16 protein-coding genes and 1 riboswitch are annotated in these 21,799 nt (G+C 44.3%); of the genes, 13 read left to right on the forward strand and 3 right to left on the reverse strand.

Going from position 1 to position 21,799, the window contains the following annotated elements; genetic code table 11:
• Positions 1 to 33: 33 nt before the first annotated feature.
• The 3 genes from MKY14_RS01405 (at position 34) to MKY14_RS01415 (ending at position 3,383) form a co-directional block, all read left to right on the forward strand.
• Positions 34 to 1,554, forward strand: a complete 1,521-nt coding sequence (locus MKY14_RS01405; protein WP_340975602.1) for an RsmB/NOP family class I SAM-dependent RNA methyltransferase — start codon at positions 34 to 36, stop codon at positions 1,552 to 1,554.
• 2 nt (positions 1,555 to 1,556) lie between these two features.
• Positions 1,557 to 2,321 carry a pseudouridine synthase gene (locus tag MKY14_RS01410; protein WP_076186699.1) on the forward strand — a complete coding sequence of 255 codons (765 nt, stop codon included), beginning with the start codon at positions 1,557 to 1,559 and terminating at the stop codon, positions 2,319 to 2,321.
• A 261-nt stretch (positions 2,322 to 2,582) separates the two neighbouring features.
• On the forward strand, positions 2,583 to 3,383 hold the full coding sequence (locus MKY14_RS01415) for a Cof-type HAD-IIB family hydrolase (protein ID WP_340975603.1): 801 nt from the start codon (positions 2,583 to 2,585) through the stop codon (positions 3,381 to 3,383).
• Between the two features lie 152 nt (positions 3,384 to 3,535).
• Here MKY14_RS01415 and MKY14_RS01420 read toward each other — a convergent pair whose 3' ends face one another.
• Both MKY14_RS01420 and MKY14_RS01425 read right to left on the reverse strand, forming a co-directional pair.
• Complete coding sequence (locus MKY14_RS01420; protein ID WP_339172984.1) at positions 3,536 to 5,149, reverse strand: DUF4179 domain-containing protein; 1,614 nt, start codon at positions 5,147 to 5,149, stop codon at positions 3,536 to 3,538.
• Positions 5,133 to 5,651, reverse strand: coding sequence for an RNA polymerase sigma factor (locus MKY14_RS01425; protein WP_076301217.1), 519 nt, complete (start codon positions 5,649 to 5,651; stop codon positions 5,133 to 5,135). Before MKY14_RS01425 ends, MKY14_RS01420 begins: the two co-directional genes overlap by 17 nt.
• A gap of 204 nt (positions 5,652 to 5,855) precedes the next feature.
• A riboswitch (cyclic di-GMP riboswitch) is annotated at positions 5,856 to 5,947 on the forward strand.
• A gap of 117 nt (positions 5,948 to 6,064) precedes the next feature.
• On the opposite strand from MKY14_RS01425, the gene MKY14_RS01430 reads away from it, so the two are divergent.
• Both MKY14_RS01430 and MKY14_RS01435 read left to right on the forward strand, forming a co-directional pair.
• Positions 6,065 to 6,913 (forward strand): DUF6612 family protein, encoded by an 849-nt coding sequence (locus MKY14_RS01430; protein WP_076186691.1) that lies wholly within the window; start codon positions 6,065 to 6,067, stop codon positions 6,911 to 6,913.
• Between the two features lie 112 nt (positions 6,914 to 7,025).
• Complete coding sequence (locus tag MKY14_RS01435) at positions 7,026 to 8,189, forward strand: NADH-dependent flavin oxidoreductase (RefSeq protein WP_340975605.1); 1,164 nt, start codon at positions 7,026 to 7,028, stop codon at positions 8,187 to 8,189.
• 78 nt (positions 8,190 to 8,267) lie between these two features.
• Here the strand turns inward: MKY14_RS01435 and MKY14_RS01440 are convergent, their stop codons facing one another.
• The gene (locus MKY14_RS01440) at positions 8,268 to 9,284 is read right to left on the reverse strand and encodes a CapA family protein (RefSeq protein WP_076130122.1); all 1,017 of its coding nucleotides are present in this window, start codon (positions 9,282 to 9,284) and stop codon (positions 8,268 to 8,270) included.
• A gap of 269 nt (positions 9,285 to 9,553) precedes the next feature.
• Here MKY14_RS01440 and MKY14_RS01445 point away from each other — a divergent pair, with 269 nt between their 5' ends.
• From MKY14_RS01445 to MKY14_RS01480, 8 genes are all read left to right on the forward strand, one after another.
• On the forward strand, positions 9,554 to 10,792 hold the full coding sequence (locus MKY14_RS01445; protein WP_076186686.1) for an FprA family A-type flavoprotein: 1,239 nt from the start codon (positions 9,554 to 9,556) through the stop codon (positions 10,790 to 10,792).
• Between the two features lie 16 nt (positions 10,793 to 10,808).
• A complete protein-coding gene (locus tag MKY14_RS01450; protein WP_340975608.1) occupies positions 10,809 to 12,023 on the forward strand; it encodes an NAD(P)/FAD-dependent oxidoreductase in 1,215 nt (404 codons plus the stop codon).
• A gap of 28 nt (positions 12,024 to 12,051) precedes the next feature.
• Positions 12,052 to 12,234, forward strand: a complete 183-nt coding sequence (rd, locus tag MKY14_RS01455; RefSeq protein ID WP_076130123.1) for a rubredoxin — start codon at positions 12,052 to 12,054, stop codon at positions 12,232 to 12,234.
• Between the two features lie 47 nt (positions 12,235 to 12,281).
• The gene (locus tag MKY14_RS01460; RefSeq protein ID WP_051491610.1) at positions 12,282 to 12,992 is read left to right on the forward strand and encodes a Crp/Fnr family transcriptional regulator; all 711 of its coding nucleotides are present in this window, start codon (positions 12,282 to 12,284) and stop codon (positions 12,990 to 12,992) included.
• 167 nt (positions 12,993 to 13,159) lie between these two features.
• Entirely contained in the window at positions 13,160 to 14,569 is a 1,410-nt protein-coding gene (locus MKY14_RS01465; protein ID WP_340975609.1) for an extracellular solute-binding protein, read from the forward strand.
• A gap of 222 nt (positions 14,570 to 14,791) precedes the next feature.
• Positions 14,792 to 15,856 carry an SGNH/GDSL hydrolase family protein gene (locus tag MKY14_RS01470; protein WP_339173000.1) on the forward strand — a complete coding sequence of 355 codons (1,065 nt, stop codon included), beginning with the start codon at positions 14,792 to 14,794 and terminating at the stop codon, positions 15,854 to 15,856.
• Positions 15,857 to 15,872: 16 nt separating this feature from the next.
• Positions 15,873 to 17,426: an extracellular solute-binding protein gene (locus MKY14_RS01475; RefSeq protein WP_339281920.1), complete on the forward strand. Its 1,554-nt coding sequence runs from the start codon at positions 15,873 to 15,875 to the stop codon at positions 17,424 to 17,426.
• A 74-nt stretch (positions 17,427 to 17,500) separates the two neighbouring features.
• Entirely contained in the window at positions 17,501 to 21,754 is a 4,254-nt protein-coding gene (locus MKY14_RS01480) for an alpha/beta hydrolase fold domain-containing protein (protein ID WP_340975611.1), read from the forward strand.
• Positions 21,755 to 21,799 lie beyond the last annotated feature (45 nt).

Raw genomic sequence — 21,799 nt, forward strand, 5'->3', positions numbered from 1 at the left:
AAATTTTAGCAGTACTATCAGGAGGACGGCATCATGGCGGCACAACTGCCCAGTTCTTTCAGCGAGCGTATGATGGACTTGCTGGGAACGGATTATAATCAATTTGCGGATTCGTACAAGGAGACCCCTAACGGAGGCGTTCGTGTTAATACCTTGAAAATTTCAGTGGAGAAATTGCAAGCTCTTTCCACTTTAGAGCTGGAACCCATTCCGTGGTGTCCAACCGGATTCTATACAGAGGATGGGGCCAGACCAGGTAAACATCCACATTATCACGCGGGATTGTATTACATTCAAGAGCCAAGCGCTATGGCACCTGTGGAACTGCTTGATGTACAGCCAGGAGATCGTGTTCTTGATTTATGCGCTGCACCTGGGGGCAAATCCACACAGATTTCTGCCAAGCTCTCAGGAGAAGGCTTGTTGATTACCAATGATCTTCATCCAGAACGCACGAAAGCCTTAGCCAAAAATCTAGAGCTATATGGGGTGCGCAACGGTATCGTACTAAACGAAAGTCCAGATCATATTGCAGCGGCATTCCCGCTTTATTTTGACAAAATCTTGATTGATGCTCCTTGCTCAGGTGAAGGGATGTTCCGTAAAGATGAAGACATGGTGAAGCAGTGGGATTCAGGTACACCTGCCAAATATGCTGCCATGCAGCGGGATATATTACGTTCTGCTGCAACAGCGTTGGCACCGGGAGGTACACTTGTCTATTCAACCTGTACATTTGCTAAAGAAGAAAATGAAGAAATTATAGCGGAGTTTATTTCTGAACATCCACAGTTTTCGGTGATTACAGTTGGAGGCACTGGCTCATTTGCTCCTGGTTTTGGAGAACTATCAGGGACAGCAAGACTATGGCCGCATAAAGTAAAAGGTGAAGGACATTTCATGGCTGTGCTGCAGCATGTGGGGCCAAAGGTATCTGCAGAGGAACGTGATCAAGCCGAAGTTAAGTTGAGTGCAGTTACACGGAATACGAATAAAAAAGGCACTGCTCATATTAAATCCGCAAACAAACCAGAAGCCAGACGAGGGAAAGAAGGTAAGTTCTCTAATAAATCTGCTGCTGGCGCTGAACGTGGCCGTCAAGGTTCAGGAGAAGAGCAAGCCTTGGCTGCATATGGAGATTTTATAAAAGACCAGCTTGGCTGGGAGCCAAAAGGGTATCCGATTTTCTTCGGTGATCATCTGTACATCTCCCCACTACCTAAGGAAAGATTAAATGGATTAAAGGCGATTCGTCCAGGATGGTATGTAGGACATGTCCGTAACGGCAGATTTATCCCAGGACATCCAATGGCTACCGCGTTACACCCTGAAGAGAGCTGCCGAAGTGTCTCACTTTCCAGTACGAGTAATGAAGCTATTTCCTATCTTAAAGGAGAGACATTGTTGATTAGTCAAGAACGTCTCTCTATTAAAATAGGAACTACCCAAAAAGGATACGTACTGGTCTGCATAGATGGTTATAGTGCAGGCTGGGGGAAGTGGCAGGACGGTGTGCTCAAGAATGAATATCCCGCAGGCTGGAGGTGGATGTAAGAATGAGCCTATCAGGGAAAACTGCAAAAAAGCAGCGTTTAGATAAAGTATTGTCCCATATGGGGGTAGGATCACGCAGCGATATTCGTAAACAAGCCAAGCAAGGTTTAATTACCGTGAATGGTGCAGTCGTCAAGGATAGTGGATTTCATGTAGACCCGTATCACGATAAAATTGTGGTTGGCGGCGAGCTTGTTACCTATCGTGAATTTATTTATCTTATGATGAATAAGCCACCGGGAGTTCTGTCGGCAACAGAGGACAAGCGGGATCGGACCGTTCTGGATCTTTTAAAGCAGGAATATGTACAGTTTGAACCTTTTCCTGTAGGAAGGTTAGATAAGGACACAGTAGGGCTGCTTCTGCTCACCAATGATGGAAAGCTTGCTCACGAGCTACTATCGCCACGCAAGCATGTCCCTAAGACGTATGAAGCTACAGTTGAGGGAGACGTAGATGCAGACGATGTAGCGGCTTTTGCGGCAGGTGTCGAGCTGGAAGATGGATATGTTACTTTACCTGCACAGCTAACTATATTGGGAAGAGAACGCGGCAGTAAAGTAATCTCACATATTTCGCTGATCATCACAGAAGGAAAGTTTCACCAGGTGAAGCGAATGTTCCAAGCTGTCGGCAAAAAAGTCACTTTTCTGAAACGAGTATCTATGGGAGAATTGAAGCTGGACGAAAGCCTGCCACTGGGAGCTAGTCGTGAACTTACGCTAGAGGAACTGGCACTCTTAAGTACAGAAGCATTAGAACAATAATATAGAGAAAAAATGGTATGTAAATTGAATTTGGAAACTTGGGATAAGGGAATGGAGTGGCGGAGGGGAAATTTGGAACTGTAAGAGCGATAGCGGCCGCCTTTGTTTCCGGATTTCAACCACTAGTAAACGGTATAAATCAAGAAATCTGGAAACAACAGCGGCTGGAAGTCCAAATATTCACCGCAGTTGCGACTGAAACTTAACTCAAATAGCCAGGTTCAATATATATAGAAAAAGAAAGACAAGGATGGTGGGAGTATGAGATACAAACTGATTGCACTAGATGTAGATGGTACACTGTTGAATGATGATCACCACTTGAGCACTGAGAATAAAGAAGCCATTGCTGAGGTTACACGTCTTGGAGGACAAATCGTGTTATGTACCGGCCGCAGTCCGCAGAACTCGATTCCTTTTATGGAGGAAATGGGGTTGTCTGGTTATGTGCTGGGTCATAACGGAGCTGCAACGGTTCGTGTGAAAGATCGGGAAGTGCTGCATCAATACGGTATGGATGCTCGTGGTCTTGACCCTTATATTGATTATTGTAGAAAGCATGATATTCATTATGATGTGAATACGGCTTTTGATATGTATGTAGATAATGTAGAAAACCTGACCAAAGAAGCCAATTATATGTATGAACACTTCCGTATCGTGCCGGCTACACTGCCAGCATGGGAAGATTTCCGTGAACCGGTTGTTAAGTTTACTGTATTTACACAATCAGAAATCCTTGACGAAGCTGAACGTGAATGGCGCACTTGGACCCATGAGTACAATATTTTGCGCAGTGGTGAATTTTTCGTTGATTTGATGCATCCGGAAGCCTCCAAGGGCAACGCCTTAAAGAATCTGGCTGTGAAGCTGGGAATTCCGCAAGAGGATGTTCTTTCGATCGGTAATTATTTTAATGATATTTCTATGCTTACATACGCGGGTATGGGCGTTGCGATGGATAATTCTCCGGTTGAGGTCAAAGCGGCAGCGAATGCTGTCACGGGGTCTAACAACGAGCATGGTGTGCGAGATGCGCTGGTTAAATATTGTTTATCTTAATAATGGAAAGCATAAAGCGGACTTGAGTCCGTTCTATGCTTTTTTTGTGGAGAAGGAAATAAAAGAGATACATAAACAGAAATGATTTTATCCATAAATAACCCGCCCTTAGGATTAACTAGAAAGGGCGGGACATAGATTAACTTCCTGTATTAAAGTTTAATTTCCTCGTTCCGGCTAGGATCGCTATATTTATAGATACCAGGGTTCAGTTCGATTTTTTCGTCGAAAGGGATATCTTTGTAGCTATCAATATTAGTTCCTGTAGATATCATGCCCTTAGGTGTAATTTCAGGCACCACTTCTTTGCCATTAATCCGTAACGTAGTTTGGTTAACGCTTTTGAAGCCAGAAGATTTGGATGTTGATTCGACAATCAAATTTTCGCCCTCAGTATAGTAAGTGAATTCAATTTTTAACCCATCGACATCAAGTGAAGTGAACTGCTTTTCTTCTTTAGGTTTGTTTATAGTGATCCAATTCTTAGTAGTATCACGTTTCTCAATGACAGCATCCTTTAATATAAGTTTCATTGGAACATCGGACCAGTCGTTATACCATTCCGGAGATTCGAATTGAAATAAATGCTGGTAGCTTTCGGAATGATCTCCTTTCAAATTCCAACCCCCAGTGATTGTTTGATCACCTATAACCAACTGAGCGGTATTATAGTGGACAATTCCTTTTTTAAGCGAATCATTTTCATCTATTAGAATTTGGATATCCAAAGGGGTAACCACTAGCTGATCTAAGGTTATGCCGGTCTTTTCTTGAAATTCAGGACTGTTATACAGTTTCTTAGTGTAAATCGCCTCACTTGCTTTTTGTCCATCTGCTTTAAAATCGAACTTCCACGTACCTGAAAATCGTTTCGCTTCTTCAATGTAACTAAAATGAAGACTAGCTTCCTTCCAATCTGATTCAGTTATATTGAAAACCTGTTCAATAAATAAATCCGATCCTTCGTTAGGCATGATGGTTGGAATTGCTTCATTCTTTTGACCACCAGTACTAACTACCAAATGTGGATTACCCCGTCCTAAGTCAGATGGTGATGCAGCGACTTTGTAACGGATAATGGTTTGATTGGAAACATGTCGAACGGATTCGATTTGAATGCTTGGATATTGCTTAACTCCAGTATCGATAGTATCCCCTGCTTGATGATTAGATTGTAAGGGAATATTCTGATCACGGTAAAAAATGAGATTCCGTGCTTCAAACCTGTAGTCCTTTTTATCATCCTTTAATGTATCAGGTGTCTCATATACTCCAATGAGTTTCTGGCTTTCAGGATCGTATTCTAAATAACCGTATACCTTTGCCTTGGCACCGGATTCATTAGTCATGATGTTTTCCTCTGTAGCAAATCCAGTATATTTGGATAGATCAGATTTAGTATCAAGTGATAACAGCATTTTCATTTTTTCTCCATCAGTTACAACACCGTTCAAATTCATTGTTACTCCTGAACTGGAAGTTTGAAGATTATACTGTTGACCGATGCCGTTATTTAATGCATTGCTCACACTTCGACCACCAATTTTATCCCAATTAATCGTCATACTAGCGAATACAGGAATGGCTACAAGTAAGAGGCAAGAGAAGACAATACTGATAGGAATAACCTTTTTATTAGACCTAGGAGTATTCTGGGAGGCATGCAGATTTCTTTGACGTTTATAAGCTTCTTGTTCTATGGCAGTCCACATCAAATCATAATCCGGTCGGGGAATATGTTTATCTTTTTCAATATACAGACTCATTACTATTCAGCTCCTTTAGTTGGGTTCCACCCATTCTATTTAGTATTTTAAGTCCCTTGTTCAGTCTGGATTTTACAGTTCCTTCGGGTATGCTCATAACTTTAGAGATCTCGGGTACAGTCAATTCGTTTATAAAACGAAGGACTACTACCATTCTGATTTTGTCGGGAAGCTGACTGTATAACCCTTGTAATTCTTTTTTAGTTTCCTGTCGATCCAAACGTTTTTCTACAGGGTTTGATTCCTCAGACCTGGATAGTAAATAATTACGTACTTCTTTCATCCACCCCGTCTTACGCCTTTTGATCACACTGTTGCACTCATTCGAAGCAATTCGTAAAATCCAAGCTTTCAAGTTTCTTACCTTCGACTTATCCGCTAAGATAACTTTTACAAATACCTCTTGGGAAATATCCTCCGCATCTGCCTGATTTTTCATTAAGTAGTAACAAAAATAATATACTTGTTCTTTATAGAGCTCGAAAATTTCCCGGTCACTCATTTTGCTGCACCCCCTGTCTTTGCTGTTCTCATTAATAAGACTTATAAGCGTATGTAATCGTTCATTTTTCATTTTGATTGTAGTATTTCTTCTGAATATCATAGCGAATTCGAATGGAAGATAAGTCGTTTACAGGTAATTATAACCATGATAAAATTAGCGGTGGGACATGCGTCCGTAATCTAATTAAAACTAATTGAATGTCCGCGTTAAAGGTAAAATCATCGAAAGATGATGACACAAAGCCATGGGTCTAAAGCCTTTCGACAGAAGGAAATGATCGCCAGGCCGCCATAGGGATGTCTTATGAAGCATAAAGGATAGCTCTAAAAATATGTAGTCTATTTTGAGCTCTTTTATTATTTCGACCTATACGGCGTTACATTATCGCAAGGGGCCGAAAGGGGAAGTACATGAACAGTTTTTTCAAAACAATAGGTACTAGTTTGGCAGTAGGTGCTTTATTGCTGTCCGGAACGATCGGATGGATGTCTAATCCAGGAGTAGTGTCTGCAGCTACCTCAACAGTAGTAACCGCGGATCAGATGATCAGCAAAGTAACGGCAGCCTCCAAAGCAATAAAGAATTTCCATCTGGATGTGACCAAAAAACAGGATATTCAAAGCGGCGGGGTGCGTATCAGCAACACCAACACTCTGAAGCTGGATATCAACCGTCTGCCGAATTTTGCCGCAGCAGGCACTGTCGCTAGTAGTCTTTTAGAAACATCGTACAGTCTATATGCCAATGACAAGGAGTTTTACTATCTTGTAGACGGAAGTGAACTGATCGATGAATCTGAAGATGAAGGTTACGACGATGACGGGGAGCCAATCGATCCTGATGCACAATATTGGCTTGGACTGGAGAAAACGGAATGGGATGCCTTTTACTCTAAAGGCCAATACGATCCTGTTTCCATGCTTGATTCGGTCAAAAGTTATAAAAAATCCATGAAAGTCAGCACTGCTGGCGCACAAACAGTCTTACAATTCACGGTAACCGATCCGACAGCAGCTAAGGGGATAATCAAACTCTATGACCAGGAGAACCTCTGGGATGGTGAGACAGTTCAACCCAAAAGTGTAACGTGGAAATTATTCGTCAATACTAAGACCTGGCAAACGGAAAAGCTGACAGTCGATCTGAGTTATGTGCTGGTAAGTGACGGAGCTAAAGATACATACACCACGAAAATCGAAGCTAAATATTCCAAAAATAATAAAGGTGCAGCCATTGTAAAACCGGCCGAACTAGAATAATAAGGACGATTCATAACGAGCGAAAAGCGCTGTTCAGCGGAACAGCGCTTTTTGTTGTATCCAACAGCAGTTCTTTATTAGTTGACAAGAATAAATCATTGCTGTAATTTATATGTATGCGCATGTATATAATAATTTATCTAAATATAATTTAATGAAAGTTGGGAAAAAGATGATAGCACTAGACACAGCATTAACTTTTCGCAGAGGGCTGACATTAAAAAACCGAGTGGTTATGGCTCCAATGACCACGCGAATGAGCTTTTATGACGGTGTAGTAACACAAGATGAATTGAAATACTATTCGCTAAGAACGGGCGAAGTAGGTGCGGTCATCACTGCGGCAGCAAATGTACAAGAGGGTGGAAAAGGATGGGAAGGTGAACTTAGTGTTTCCTCCGATGAATTTATTCCTAGCCTTAGCCGATTAGCATCTACTATTAAACGAAATGGAACAAAAGCTATTTTACAGCTATTCCATGCAGGAAGAATGACAGATTCAAAAATATTGCGTGGCGTACAACCCGTTTCCTCCAGCGCCATTGCTGCCGAACGCCCGAATGCAGAAATTCCAAGAGCATTAACAGAAGATGAAATTTTCGGTGTAATTGAGGATTTTAAAAAAGCGACTCAACGTGCTATTCAAGCTGGATTTGACGGGGTAGAAATTCATGGAGCAAACACATATTTAATCCAACAATTCTTCTCTCCACACTCCAACCGTCGTGAAGATCAATGGGGAGGAAGCTTAGAGAAAAGATTTAATTTCATTAACCAATTAGTGGATGCAGTTATTGCTGTCGTTGACAATTCAGAGGTTAAGGATTTTATTGTCGGGTATCGTTTTTCTCCAGAAGAATATGAAGAGCCTGGAATTAAAATCACCGATACCTTTTATCTCATTGATAAATTAGCTGATAAAAGGCTGGATTATCTGCATATTTCATTAGGGGACTTCAAGAAAGTATCTGCATCAGAAGATTTTAAAGAAAAATCAATCCTGCAATATGTAAATGAGAAAATCAATGGCCGTATACCTTTAATTGGGGTAGGAGATATCCGTACCAAACAGGACGCAGAGGACACGTTGACAAATGCTGAATTAGTAGCAGTAGGACGGTCTCTTATCATTGATCCTCATTGGACAAGTAAAGTACTGGAGGGTAAAGAAGATCTCATCAGAAGAGTACTTGCTGATCAAGATAGAGAAGAACTCGTAGTAGAGAATGGTATTCTAGAATTCCTTAAATTAATGATGCCTGATCGTTTACGCTAAACTCAAACACAGTTTTGAGGTCTAAATCTATAACGTTCCGCGGTAAATTCCGCGGAACGTTATTTTTCTGTAACGACTCTATTCCCTCTTTAAGATTGTTGTCGTATGTTTCAACATTCGATTCATGAGATTTCGCCGCTCTGTTTTTATGTCGGTGTCGCTTCTCTTTAATGCGTCGCGGATGGGGATGATCTCTGTAATTTTCCTGCCGCTTTTTATTCTTCGATCTACACAAGTCGGGATGTAACCTACGTTAGTTATACTCGTGTGTCCTTTTTCATCCTTCTTTATTTTAAGCGTAAGAATGATACCGCTTTGTGTATAAGGAATATTCATTAGTTTAGTCGAAACAAAATTCCCCAATGAGTAAATAACGAATTGTTTTTTTCCACGAAGTGCTAACGGTTGAAGAACATGTGGGTGAGACCCCAGTATGATGTCGGCGCCATTTTTAAAAAAGAGATTGACCAGCTCTTTTTGCCTCTTGTTTGGAGTGTAACGATATTCGCTTCCGAAATGCAGATAAAGCAAGACTAGATCGACTTTCTTTTTTAAATCTCGAATCTCCCGAATGATCTTGGGCGTAGATATCCGATTAACCAGCCATGGCTTACTCACTGGTACAGGAATTCGGTTAGTTCCTGCTGTGTAGGAGAGGATGCCAATCGTAATTCCTTTGACGTTTTTAATAAGCGTTCTCTTGGATTCTTCTAATGATTTAGCTGTTCCCGTGTGGTCGATTCCATTACGGTCCAGAACTCGTAACGTCCGAACCAGACCCGGGGCACCATAATCCATGCAATGATTGTTGGCCGTTACTAATACGTCGAATCCGGCTTCCTTAAGTGCAGGGGCCAGTTCGTCTGGACATTTGAATATCGGACCGCCTGATCGGGGGCTTTTCCGGCATTCGGGGCCGCTTCCAGCAAAGGTGGTTTCGAGATTGCCAATCGTCAAATCAGCCTGTTTCAGATAAGGAGCTACTTTTGCAAACAGGGGGCTGAACGAATAGGTTCCGTCAGGCTGTTTAGCATCCGAAATAATATAACGTTTGACCATTAGATCTCCCACAGCAGCTATTTGTATTTCAGTCATGGATATCCACCTTTTTATTATTTTCATTAGGATATGGCATAAAGTTGTTATGGGTTATTCTTTCTTTAAGGCGAAGTGCAAACATTTGTGTGGCTTTTTATTTAAAATGTGACTCAACGCATAATCACTTTATTTAGATCGTCTAAATTTAAGGTATTCATTTTTTTCAAACTTTTATAATTTGATTCAAATCCTCTTTTTTGTTTGGCAGCCATAATAAAATAAGGTTGTTGATAAACATTATCAATCAAACATTGGAGGTTAAAGAAATGAGTACACAATTCAAAAAAATCGCCGAGGATACTTACTGGATAGGCAAAATCGATAACCGCCAGGTTCCATTTCACCGCCTGATTCTGGCAAAAGGAACTACCTATAATTCTTATTTATTAAAAACAGGTAAGCCAACTGTCATTGATACCGTAGACATGGAATTCGGACGTGAATATGCCGAGTGTCTGGGTGAAATGATTGATCTTCTAGATATCCATTACATTGTAATTAATCATACAGAGCCTGATCACTCTGGTGGACTGGCAGCTCTCGCTGCCAAGGCTGCAAATGCCACGATCGTATGCACCGAGATTGCTGTTCCCGAATTGCAGGAAATGTACAAGCTTCATAGCCGGAACTTCCTGGTGGTTAAAGACGGAGATAAGCTGGATATTGGCGGGAAAATGCTGCTGTTTAAAGAAACACCGTATCTCCATACCGCAGAAACGATGATCACCTATTGTATCGAAGATCAAATCTTATTTCCTTGTGATATTTTCAGCACGCATGTTGCGGTGGAGAATCTATTCAGCGATGAAGCCGGGTTTGATATTACGGAAGATTTCGAGGGCTATTACGCAGCAATTATTCATCCTCACAGAAGATATGTAAGAACCCTGTTAGAGGCTGTTAAGGATCTTGAGATCCGGATGATCGCTCCTTCCCATGGATTTGTGATCCGGAAGGACATACGTAAATATATCGGGATGTACGCCACATTGAGCCGTGAAACGACGCAAGGAAAAAAGGCAACCATCGTATATACCACCATCAAAAACAGTACCAAGAAGATGGCCAAAATCATACAGGATTGCTTGCAGGAAAATAATATAGAGACAGAGGTCTGGGATGCAGATAAAAGTAGTGCCACTGATATTCTGAACAGCATAACGTCAGCGGACGCGGTCTTTATTGGCAGCTCCACTAAATACGCGGACATGATTGGGAACCTGGAGAACATTCTGAAAGAATTGCACAATATGAATCTGGAAGGTAAACTTGCTGCAGCCTTTGGCTCCTACGGCTGGAGTGGTGAAGCCATTGAAGTCATTCAGGATTATCTGAATGGAACAAACATGACGGTGCAAAGCACATCTGAGGTTATTAAAACCACGGGGATGACACATGTAGAGTTCCCTGTACGAATCAGATTTTCCCCGAAAGAGCCTGAGAAAGTTCAAAAAATTAAAAATGCGGCTGAATTTGTTTCGGATTTGCTGCTGAGTTCATTTTAGGGAGGAGGAACATAGGATGACAAAACATTACGTTATTGTTGGCGGAGGAGTAGCCGCCGTCCATGCCGCCAAAGCCATCCGTGATCAAGACGCAGAATCGGAAATTTCGATCCTCGGGGAGGAAAGTCAACTGCCCTATAACCGGATTAAGCTGACCAAAGGGCTGTTTACCGACCTGCACAGTGAGAAGGTGCTGATTAAAAAGGAAAAATGGTACCGCGATAACCGTATCTCCGTAAAAACCTCGACCCGAATCCGTTCTGTCCACCCGGACCGGCAAATAGTTGTGACAGAAGATGGGCAGAGTGTTTCTTATCATAAGCTTTTATTGTGTATGGGAGCGAAGAATCGTGCAATCTCCCTTGAGGGCTTCGCCCTGAACAATGTTCATACCCTCCGGGATATGAACGACGCGGACAGATTGAAAGAAAACCTGCAGGATGGCAGCCATGTAGCCGTAATCGGTGGGGGAGTGCAGGGAATCGAAACCGCTTGGGCGCTGCATGAAGCTGGATATCAGGTAACGGTGATCGAAGCTTTTCACCGGTTGATGGGCAGACAGCTTGATGAGAAATCCTCACAGCTCCTTAAAGAGAACCTTGAACAAGCAGGTGTGAAGGTTATTCTTCGAGCTGATGTAGCGTCTATAACAGGAACTGAGTATGTTACCGGAATTACGCTGCACGACCAATCTCATTTTTCCTGTGACCATGTAGTCTACTCTATTGGTATTGTACCGAATACGAAACTGGTAAGTGGCTCGAATATTCAAGTCCGGCAGGGCATTATCGTAAATGAACAAATGCAAACAAATGATCCGCATGTGTATGCAGCCGGAGATGTGGCTGAAATTAACGGGTATGTGGAAGGACTGTGGGGCGGAGCGATTGAGCAGGGCAGGATTGCCGGCAGTAATATGGTCGCCAATCTGACGGCGTATCGTAGAGCTGTTCCGGTTACCTTGTTTACCGCCTTTGGTATCTCTTTATTTTCGATAGGCAACGTGGATGAACAGTGTTGCGATACGGCGGTAAGCGGAGATGACAATGGGGCGTATACGCGTATCTATGTGAAAGATAACACAATGATCGGTGCGATATCCTGGCAAGGTGCAGCTGCTTCTCTTGGGTATAAAACCGCTGTAGAGTATGGCATCTCCCTTGAGGGGATCGATGTTAACGGGAGTAGCATCGAGGAGATTATGGCTGAAGTACAAACCAGGTTGAACTAAACTATTAACTTTTTAGGAGATGATAAAGATGAAAAAATACATTTGTCTACCCTGTGGTTATATCTATGATCCGGCATTAGGCGATCCCGATGAGGATGTTGTTGCAGGCACTGCATTTGAAGATTTGCCTGAAGATTGGGTCTGTCCGGTATGCGGTGAAGATACCAGTCATTTTGCGCCGGTTGAAGATAAAAAAACTTCTGTATCCTAAAGGAAAGTAGGAGTTGTACAAAAAAATGAACAACAGGGGGGACAGTTATGAAGGAGTATTCTTGCCAATACGCTGCTGAACCTTGTACCCGCAAGGTGCCTATTTTTGCTGCGTTAAGCGATGACGATCTCTCCCGGATCAGCGCTATGATCAAGCATCGTAAGTTTACTAAAGGTCAACCTTTAATTCTGGAAGGGGCGCCGTCAGATACGCTGTACATTATTCAGCGAGGGCATGTTAAATTATCCAAAACAACTCCTGAGGGCAAGGAACAAATTTTGCACATCTTGACGAATGGAGACTTTTTCGGGGAACTGAGCATTTTTAACAGCGATGAGCTGAGTAACTTCAGTGCTTATGCTCTGAAAGACACTAACATTTGCATGCTGACCCGAACGGATATGGAGCAGCTGATGAGGGATAATCCGGATATTTCGCTCAGACTACTGAAGAGTGTGACCAAAAGACTAGCCCATACGGAAAATCTGGCGCAAAGCCTGGCGACCAAAGATCCCGAAATACGAATTGCTTATATGATCATGGAACTCAGCGACAAATATGGTAAGCAGCGTGGCACTCATATTCATATTGACCTTCCGTTGTCTCGTGAAGAGCTGGCCAGTTATGTTGGGGTCACCCGCGAAACTATTAGCAGAAAATTCTCAAGGTTTGAAGATTCAGGTCTTATTGAGCTAATCGGAAACAAGCAAATGCTCATTATAGATCCAGCCGGTTTGGAGAGTTATATGGGGTATTAAGAGGATTACGGTGTATTGACCGCTCTGTATGACACCGTGGGTGCAGAACATACGCTATATGGGGCCAGACTCCGATACTTGTCGTTCCCAAAGGATTTCAGTATGATGAATACTATATAAACTTGTCCCTATGGGCTCGATTAATCGGAAGATGGCGAGGAAACCCAATGCAGAAAAGGAATAGCAGAAAATTTTTCCGTATCAGGCTAGAGGAAATGATTCAAACCTTGCGACATGAAATTCATTCGGGAAGTATAGCGATCGGCAGTTATCTTCCTTCAGAAAGTGACTTAGAGGTGCGCTTCGGACTTAGTAACGCTTCTGTGCGCAACGGGCTTAAGGTGCTGGTGGATGAAGGATTAATTGAGAAAATTCCGCGTGTTGGCAATCGGGTAATTCCTCCGGTAGAGGAAGGCAGAACGACGATCAAGTTCGGATATGTGAACACCATCCCCAAGCTTGTAGAGATGCAAGAGCTACTGAATGAGTTCGGCAAACGCTATCCGCATATCGACGTTCAGCCGCTCGAGTTGTCTTCAGGAAACTACTCGACATCTTTGAAGGAATATTTGCAGTCGGAAATCATGGATGTCGTACTGATGAATAATAACAATTATCAGGATTTTTTGGAGCAAGGCTGCACGGAGCTGCTGGAGCCGATGGAGGAACAGCCGGACACGTATCGTTTTCTTTCCGACCCGTTCCGGTATGGTGACCGTAATCGCGTTCGCCCCTTCATTTATTCTCCAGTCGTGCTTTGTTATAATAAACAGCATTTTAAGGAAGCCGGCGTATCACCACCCGACAGTAGCTGGACCTGGGACGATTTGTTCGCTAATGGTCGAAAGGTAGCAGAAGGTCATGACTGGTACGGTTTTTATTTTTATTTGCCTTCTCGTAACCGGTGGCCGTTGTTCCTGCTTCAAAGCGGCACAACGTTTGCGGCAGAACAGGATGACGAAGGGAAATACCGGTTCAGCGGCTCAAAGCTACTCGACAGTTTAGGAACCATCCGAAAGCTGATAGGCATGAAAGATGTATTTCCAGCCGTATTGTCCGAGAGCGATGCGGATGCGGAAGCCTTGTTCTTGCAAGGCAAAGTGTCCATGATAATGACGACCTATTACTTCTTGAATCAATTGCGTCAATCCGATTTGGCATTCGATATTGCTCCATTGCCGCGGCTGCAAAATGCTGATACGCTGCTGATTATAAATGGACTGGCGGTTAACAGCAAATCACAGAACAAGGATGCATCCATGCTACTCGTTGATTTTCTCACCTCACACGAGGCGCAACTGATCATTAGGCGCAAGACGCTGAATATTGCAGCCAACCGTTTGGTGATGGATTGGGAAGGTGAGGAAGTGGGTTATCGTCCGGCCCGTTTTCAGCTTTATCGTGAGATCTTCCCTACCTATCGTCTGGTTACAGAGCTGGGTTTGAGCAACCTCCAGTTGAAAGAGATTCAACGTGATATCATGATGTTTGTTTCAGGTCTACTGGACAACGACGAGTTATGCCGCAGGCTTGAGGAAATATTGAATGCGGTAAATCAGGAGACTCAGCACTCTTGAGGACTGAAAGTTTATGTGAAAATCCCGGCACAGGTTCAATTCTGAATCTGTGCTTTTTGTTATGTTGAAGTATTTGTTTGTCGCACAAGAGTTGACTCATATATGACTCATAATAAACATAAAAACTTGTTGACTATGCTTTTGTTGTTATTATATGATGCAATAGAAGTCAGATATGAGTTAACGCGAACTCGATTTTATTAAGGTGGTGTAGCTGCAAAGATGGAAAAGGAAGGCGTTTATTTTCACAATGTTTCGGAGCTGGTTCATAAACCCTATCAATCTGGATTGCATCTCCAGCGTTTTCCACAGCATGTGCGCAATGGCTTGTCAGAGAAAGGAAGAACCAAAGCTATACAATCGAACGGCTGCGAATTGCGGTTTGTCACCGAATCCAAGCATGTTAGGGTCACTGTCGGATCGAATGATAGTAACGGCCGCGTTGTGGTATGCAGAGGGGATTTTTTTCATTCTCAGCATTTTCTGCAGGCGGGTACGGTAACCACTCTGCACTTGGAGGAGCCGGAACGTTTTACAGAGGTATCAAGTAAGCGGCTGAATCAGTCTGGATTTTCCTCTAACGTATGGCGTTTGCATTTTGATCGTTTCGGAGCTGTTTTCTACGATGTGGATGCTTTTGGTTGTGAAGTACGTGCGCCTAGACCGGAAGAGGTACCGAAGCTTACGATGCTCGCCTATGGATCTTCCATCAGCCAGAGCGCGGGATCCACGCATCATTTCAATGGTTACTTACAGCAGACAGCGCGCAGACTTGGTGTGGATGTGCTAAATCTTGCGCTTAGCGGATCTTGTTATTGCGAGGACGTAGTTGCCGATCATCTGGCTGAACGTGAGGATTGGAATTTTCTGTTTCTGGAACTTGGTGTCAATATGCGTGCTGTAGTGTCTCCCGAGGAATTCAAGCGTAGAGTGTCTTACATGCTGGACCGGGTTATCAAAAATCATCCTGACAAACCTGTGTTCGTTACTACGATTTATCCGAATCGTGCAACGTATTTTCTTGATACAGGCCATCTTCTTCATGTCCAAGAGGCGGTTTTTAACGAAGTGCTGCTTCGTTACTGTGAAAGCAATAAACATCCACAACTACATCTGCTGGATGGCGCATCAGTCATGCGCGATCTTACCTCGCTGACCTCCGATCTGATTCATCCTTCCGATTATGGACACACGCTAATGAGCGAGCATTTAGCCAAGCTGTTGCGGCCCATGATCGAACCCCTCCGAACTTCTAGTCATTCTACTGAAGTGTCCCCAATTTTATAATAGGGAGTTGATGGAAATGAAGCGTTGGATGCTTACCATGGTGGGAGTTTCATTATTAGCCGTCTCTATGAATGGATGTTCCTCTTCTAATAAGGGGGGAGAAGAACAAGCAGGGGAGAGTCCGGAAAAAACCACTGCTTTCTCCATATCGTTCCGGAGCGGAAACATTTCGTATGCAGACAATCATCCGAATATTAATGATGACAAATGGGTCAAAAAGCTGGAGGACCTTACAAATACAGTTCTTAACATCCGTTTGATGCAGCAGAAAAATTTTGATTCGCAAATGATTCAAATGTTCGCGATCAACGACATTCCGGATGTCGTGCAAGCAAGCTCTGGGCTGACGAACCCTCAGTTGGCAGGTTCCGTGGAAGCCGGAGTATTCATGCCCCTAAATGAATTGCTTGAGCAGTATGGGCAGGATCTTCTCAAGAAAGTTCCGAAGGAGGCATGGGAGAAGGAGACCGATGCGAAAGGTAATATCTATGCGATTCCGGAATGGCTGTCCAATCCGTCACGCCGGGCAACTTGGATTCGTGCGGATCTTTTGGAACAAACAGGGCTGCCAGAGCCTAAAACAGTAGATGACTTCCTGAATGTCATGCGTGCTTTTAAGAAGCTGGGTGTGGAGAATCCTTATATGGGCCGGGAGGACTTTGTATATTCGGATATGTTCTTCGGATCTTACGATACCTTTGCTAATTTCTTTATGAAACAAGGGGATCAAATTGTCCCGAAATTTATGAATATCGAAAATATGCAAAAGACGATCCAAACGTACAAGACAATGTTCGACGAAGGACTGATCAACAAGGAATTCGTCACAATTAATCCCACGAAATTTAAGAACGATATTCTTGCAGGCAAGGCGGGCATCTGGAACATGAATGCGAACCTGTTGATCCAATGGGATCAGCAGCTAAGAGAACAGGTGCCTACTGGTAAAATGAAGCTGATCGCCTCGCCCACAGGGCCAGACGGTAAGGGGGGACTTCGTCTTGTCGGTACGGTGCCGCGAGCGTATTTAATTAACAAGAATGCGAAAGACCCTGCCGGGATCGTCAAGTTTTTCAACTGGATGGTTAGTGACGAAGCGGAGAAGTTTTTTACCTTCGGAATTGAAGGGGAAAACTACACTGTAGAGAACGGAAATATTAACTATAACAGACCGAAAACAGCTGATGAAGTTGATGAAGAAACGTTCCGTCAAATCCTGCTGTGGTTCGTACAGGATACTACCTACAATAAAGGTGCGCTTAGTCTCACACCCGAAGGAAAAGATTTGATGAAGCTCTACGACACAGTACTTGCGAATGAGGGACGCGACGGGATTCAATTTGAACCGCAAGTAAAAGGCTATCAGAAAAACCCGGACATCACTCCAGGTGGAGATAAATTGCCGCCTGTTATATTGACGCATGTGATCAATATGGTATACGGCAAAAAGCCGATCTCCGACTATCCGAAGGTGGTGGAGGAATGGCTGCAGAAAGGGGGAAGTGATGTCGTCAAGGAAGCAACAGAACGTTATAACAATAACGACGGTGTGATTTTGTCCCGACATTAATAAGCTGCACCTCAAAAGAGGTTTGAACTCCATAATGCTTGTGATTACCTATACCATGACAGGGAGGAATTCATTTGAGAAACGGACTATATAGGAAAGCTTTTCGAGTGGGCATTAGAGTACTGTTGGCTTTGGCTTTGTTATATTCGCCTTTGGAAATGCAAGCGCTTACTGTAGTTTATGCAGACGGAATAACCGATGACTATGTTACGCTCTACGAGGAAAACTTCGATGACCCTGACAATTTTGGATCTACCGGTGGTATTGCCATTCCGGGGCCTTGGCTGCAGGAAGGCGAAGGAAACAGTATGGCGAAAACTTCGGTTTCGTCCACGGCCCCGTCCGTACCGAATCTGGTGAAAATCGATGGCAAGGATGCATTGGCGCTGCCAGTGAATTCAACGGGGTACCGCAATCTTCAATTGAGTTATTATACACGGGCATCCTCCTACATCGGAGGAAGCGTCATCGTAGAATGGTCAAGTGACGGAGGGATAAATTGGACAACGTTGGAGGAATTTAAGCTGCCCCCAGGAACGCTGGAACAAAAGAACAGTGAGCCGAACCAACTCAAAGTCCAAAACTTGGGCAGCGGAGCTGACAACAACCCGAACGTCAAAATCCGGGTTCGTGTGGGGGAGCTTATGAGCGCGAATATGTACATTGATAGTGTCGCCCTCAAAGCTCAAGCGATTCCCGGAATACCACCCGCAGAGACACCGGTGCCAATCCCTACACCGGCTGAACCTAAGCCGTTTGTGGTTCCTGAAGGCGTTAAGCTGTATGAAGATGTGCGGATTGGGAATGCTGGAACGCGGCCGATTTATACTTCGATTGCCGTACCCAAGATCCTGCCTCAAGCACCCGTGCCAGTGATGGTATACATTCATGGCGGAGGTTGGAATCACGGAGACCGGAAGCAAGCCCTTGCCAGTATCTGCAACTATGTAACCAAGCGAGGATATATCGGAGTATCGCTGGATTACCGCTTAACCCCGGAAGCGCCATTCCCGGCGCAAATTCAGGATGTGAAGCTTGCTATTCGTTACTTGCGCGCGCATGCGGCAGAATACCATCTGGACCCGAGTCGGATCGGTGTATGGGGTTCGTCATCAGGGGGGCATCTGGCCTCACTGCTCGGTACGACTGGGAACATTAAGTCAGGCGAGACAATCACATTGGATACAGGACATACCGTAAATGTTCCGGATTTGGCAGGAAATGGCGGTTGGCAGCAATATTCTGATCAAGTGCAAGCCGTTGTCGATCTCTACGGTCCAGCGGATTTTACAACAAACTTCGCTAATAGCTATAAATCAGTGAAAGCGCTTTTAGGCGGGAACGACGCGTTCTCTGTGCCAGACCAAGCAAGGTTGGCCATGCCTGGCACTTATGCGTCACCGGACGATCCGCCTTTTTTCATCCGCCATGGGGATGTGGATGCAACGATCCCATACACGGACAGCATTACGTTCTCCAATCAATTGAAGGATGCAGGCGTGAAAGTGGTCGATGTAAAAATTGTACCTAAACAAGGTCACGGTTTTATAGGCGAAGCGGCTGAGCAAGCAAGCGCCGAGGCTTGGGCTTTTATGGATCAATATGTAAAGAATCGAATGGCAACAACACCTGATGATGAGGTTGTATACCGCGATCTAGCCAGTCTGGCACCGAGCGACGATGCAGTCATCGACAGCAGCAAGCCCACTGTAAACTTCAATAGCGCGACGGGCAGCAGCAATGGATTGTTCAGTATTTCTTCTGGCGCCGAGAACAAGAAATATGTGTATTTTAAATTTGATGTCTCTTCATATAGCAATTCTGCAAACAGGTACATTTTTAATGTTGCTGCCAAAAAGGGTTCATCCAATGCGGACCTCGAACTTTCGTTATTCGGCCTAAAGGATACAAATTGGACTGAATCGGAGCTGACTTGGAGCAATGCGCCTGTCACAGATCTGACCATTGCTTCGTTAAGTGGGAAATTTACCGTAACGGCAGACAAATCAGGAACTCCACAGGTTTACAGCATCGATGTGTCCGAGTTTGTCAGAGAAAGATTGTCCGCATCGGGCGGTAATATCGCTTTTCTGCTTGGTGATGCGGCAAGCACTGGAATTTCCCTCAATGTCTATTCGAAAGAAGCTAATGGCAACAGCAACCCCCGTCCACAGCTTGTTGTTCAAGAAGCGGTTGCACCTTCAAGCGACCATGAGAAACCTTCCTGGCCGGATGGAAGTTCTCTGAAAGCTGTCAATATAGGTACAGAGTTCATTCAACTTTCATGGCCGGCCGCCAGCGATAATCAAGGTATCGGCTCCTATCGCGTATACCGGGATAACACCCTGTTATCCAATGTTACCGGTGCAACGTATACAGCCGTTGGGCTTAGCCCTAGCACGGCGTACAGCTTTAAGGTTGAAGCGGTGGATCAGTCGGGCAATACATCCGTACCGCTTTCTTTTACGCGGTCAACGCTTACAGAACCCATCATTCCTTACGCGATTGCAAACGTGACAGCCAGCGACAGCGATGGCAATATCGCAACGAATACCATCGATAATAACTTGTTCACCCGTTGGTCCGCCGCAGGTAACAGCCCGTGGGTCCAATACGATTTAGGCGAACGGAAGCAGATCAGTTATTTAGGTATTGCCGTTTATAAAGGTGACACGCGTACGGCTCAATTGAGTATCGAAACTTCAAATGACGGTTTGGCTTGGACTACCATATGGACTGGTGCAAGCATGTACAGAACCATAGAGATGCAACCTTTTGATCTTCCTGACACAGAAGCCAGATATGTGCGGATCGTGGGTCTTGGAAATTCTGATGGCAGCGCGTTTACAAGTTTATCGGAGGTAAACATCTATGCGCCGTTCGCAAATGGCGATACACCTGTAGCCAGCATCCCGAACTACACACCTAATCCCCCCCGGGAACCGATCCCATTCACAGCTCCCGGATTAACCGAACCTGAGGGTACGGTGCATCCGGTTCATTCCTCACCTACTACCACTGGGCGCATCTTGAACGTGCTGGACTATAATGCTGATCTCGCCGATAACGACACAGATGACGGTATTGCTATTCAAGCTGCCATAAACAGTGCTGAGCCCGGCGATGAGGTCTATTTGCCGTCTGGGGTTTATAATTTGAACTCAACATTGGATACTCTTGTCAATTTGAAGCTCAAGTCAGGAGTAAACCTTCGCGGTGAGGATCAATCAACAACCATCCTCAAGACATCTCTCAATAAGGTAAAAAACAGCGCCCTGATGAAAGTATCCGGACAGCATGATCTGTCCATATCTAATCTCACATTGACTTCTACCTGGAACGGTGTCTACACGACGGACCATAAAGTGAACAACCCGGACGCCGGTGGTCCCGACAGCATGATTATCATCGCAAATTTTGGTGAGGTTCCGTCATACAACATCACGGTTGATGGGGTTACTGTAGAGAAGTATTCACGTATGGGTGTGCGTATCGACAACAGCCGTGATATTGTCGTACGCCGCAGCACGTTCCGAAATGCGACAGATGTAGGTCCGGGCGGTGCTGGCTATGGTGTGTCGATTCAAGGCATGGCCAAACAGGATCGCAACGGGTATGAGAACGACACGGTTTGGAATGTTGTGGAGGACTCCCATTTCGTGGGCCCTTATTTGCGGCATGGGGCGCTGATCCAATTTGTTGCCCATAACAATGTCCTGCGAAACAATCAGTTTATGAATACAAAGCTGGATGCCATCGATCTGCATGGAGAACTCGAATATTTGAACGAGATATACGGCAATGTGATTAGCGATATTCCCTACGGCGCGGCGATCGGACTGGGAAACACCGGGGGTACAGCACCCAGCAATCACAGTAAGTCAGGACCGCGTAACTATATCCATGACAATACGATTCGTAATACAAGAGAAGGAATCAATGTAACTATGGGCACCCCGGATACAGTCATTGAGCGAAATGTGATTGAGAATACAACGCATATAGAGAACGCCAAGGGCATTCAGATTTTGAACGGGCCAGGTACTATCATTAAGGAGAATATCATTCGCAACAACACCGCGTCGAATTATTGGGCTGTATCCCTTGAGCATGATCCCGGCGACAGCAAAGCAAATGATATCGGAGCGGGCGACCCGCAGGACGTTCAATTGATCGCAAATTCGCTGATTGGCAATACGAACGGTATTCGACTTCTTGCTGGAAAAGGGATCATCCTGCAGGGGAATCTTATTGACAGTATAAGTTGCAATTATTTCAAAAATGATCATGTAGTAGTAGAGGGTTGGCCGTTACCGATTATACCCTAAAGAAAACACAAGCTCACTCATAGAAACTCCATATTGCAAGCGCTT

The organism is Paenibacillus sp. FSL R5-0887, from assembly GCF_038002305.1.
Lineage (GTDB): Bacteria > Bacillota > Bacilli > Paenibacillales > Paenibacillaceae > Paenibacillus_AQ > Paenibacillus_AQ odorifer.

Excerpts from the sequence above, each read along its gene's own strand:
- MKY14_RS01405 (WP_340975602.1), top strand. The coding sequence starts at position 34 with ATGGCGGCACAACTGCCCAGTTCTTTCAGCGAGCGTATGATGGACTTG.
- MKY14_RS01410 (WP_076186699.1), top strand. The coding sequence starts at position 1,557 with ATGAGCCTATCAGGGAAAACTGCAAAAAAGCAGCGTTTAGATAAAGTA.
- MKY14_RS01415 (WP_340975603.1), top strand. The coding sequence starts at position 2,583 with ATGAGATACAAACTGATTGCACTAGATGTAGATGGTACACTGTTGAAT.
- MKY14_RS01420 (WP_339172984.1), bottom strand. The coding sequence starts at position 5,149 with ATGAGTCTGTATATTGAAAAAGATAAACATATTCCCCGACCGGATTAT.
- MKY14_RS01425 (WP_076301217.1), bottom strand. The coding sequence starts at position 5,651 with ATGAGTGACCGGGAAATTTTCGAGCTCTATAAAGAACAAGTATATTAT.
- MKY14_RS01430 (WP_076186691.1), top strand. The coding sequence starts at position 6,065 with ATGAACAGTTTTTTCAAAACAATAGGTACTAGTTTGGCAGTAGGTGCT.
- MKY14_RS01435 (WP_340975605.1), top strand. The coding sequence starts at position 7,026 with ATGTATGCGCATGTATATAATAATTTATCTAAATATAATTTAATGAAA.
- MKY14_RS01440 (WP_076130122.1), bottom strand. The coding sequence starts at position 9,284 with ATGACTGAAATACAAATAGCTGCTGTGGGAGATCTAATGGTCAAACGT.
- MKY14_RS01445 (WP_076186686.1), top strand. The coding sequence starts at position 9,554 with ATGAGTACACAATTCAAAAAAATCGCCGAGGATACTTACTGGATAGGC.
- MKY14_RS01450 (WP_340975608.1), top strand. The coding sequence starts at position 10,809 with ATGACAAAACATTACGTTATTGTTGGCGGAGGAGTAGCCGCCGTCCAT.
- rd (WP_076130123.1), top strand. The coding sequence starts at position 12,052 with ATGAAAAAATACATTTGTCTACCCTGTGGTTATATCTATGATCCGGCA.
- MKY14_RS01460 (WP_051491610.1), top strand. The coding sequence starts at position 12,282 with ATGAAGGAGTATTCTTGCCAATACGCTGCTGAACCTTGTACCCGCAAG.
- MKY14_RS01465 (WP_340975609.1), top strand. The coding sequence starts at position 13,160 with ATGCAGAAAAGGAATAGCAGAAAATTTTTCCGTATCAGGCTAGAGGAA.
- MKY14_RS01470 (WP_339173000.1), top strand. The coding sequence starts at position 14,792 with ATGGAAAAGGAAGGCGTTTATTTTCACAATGTTTCGGAGCTGGTTCAT.
- MKY14_RS01475 (WP_339281920.1), top strand. The coding sequence starts at position 15,873 with ATGAAGCGTTGGATGCTTACCATGGTGGGAGTTTCATTATTAGCCGTC.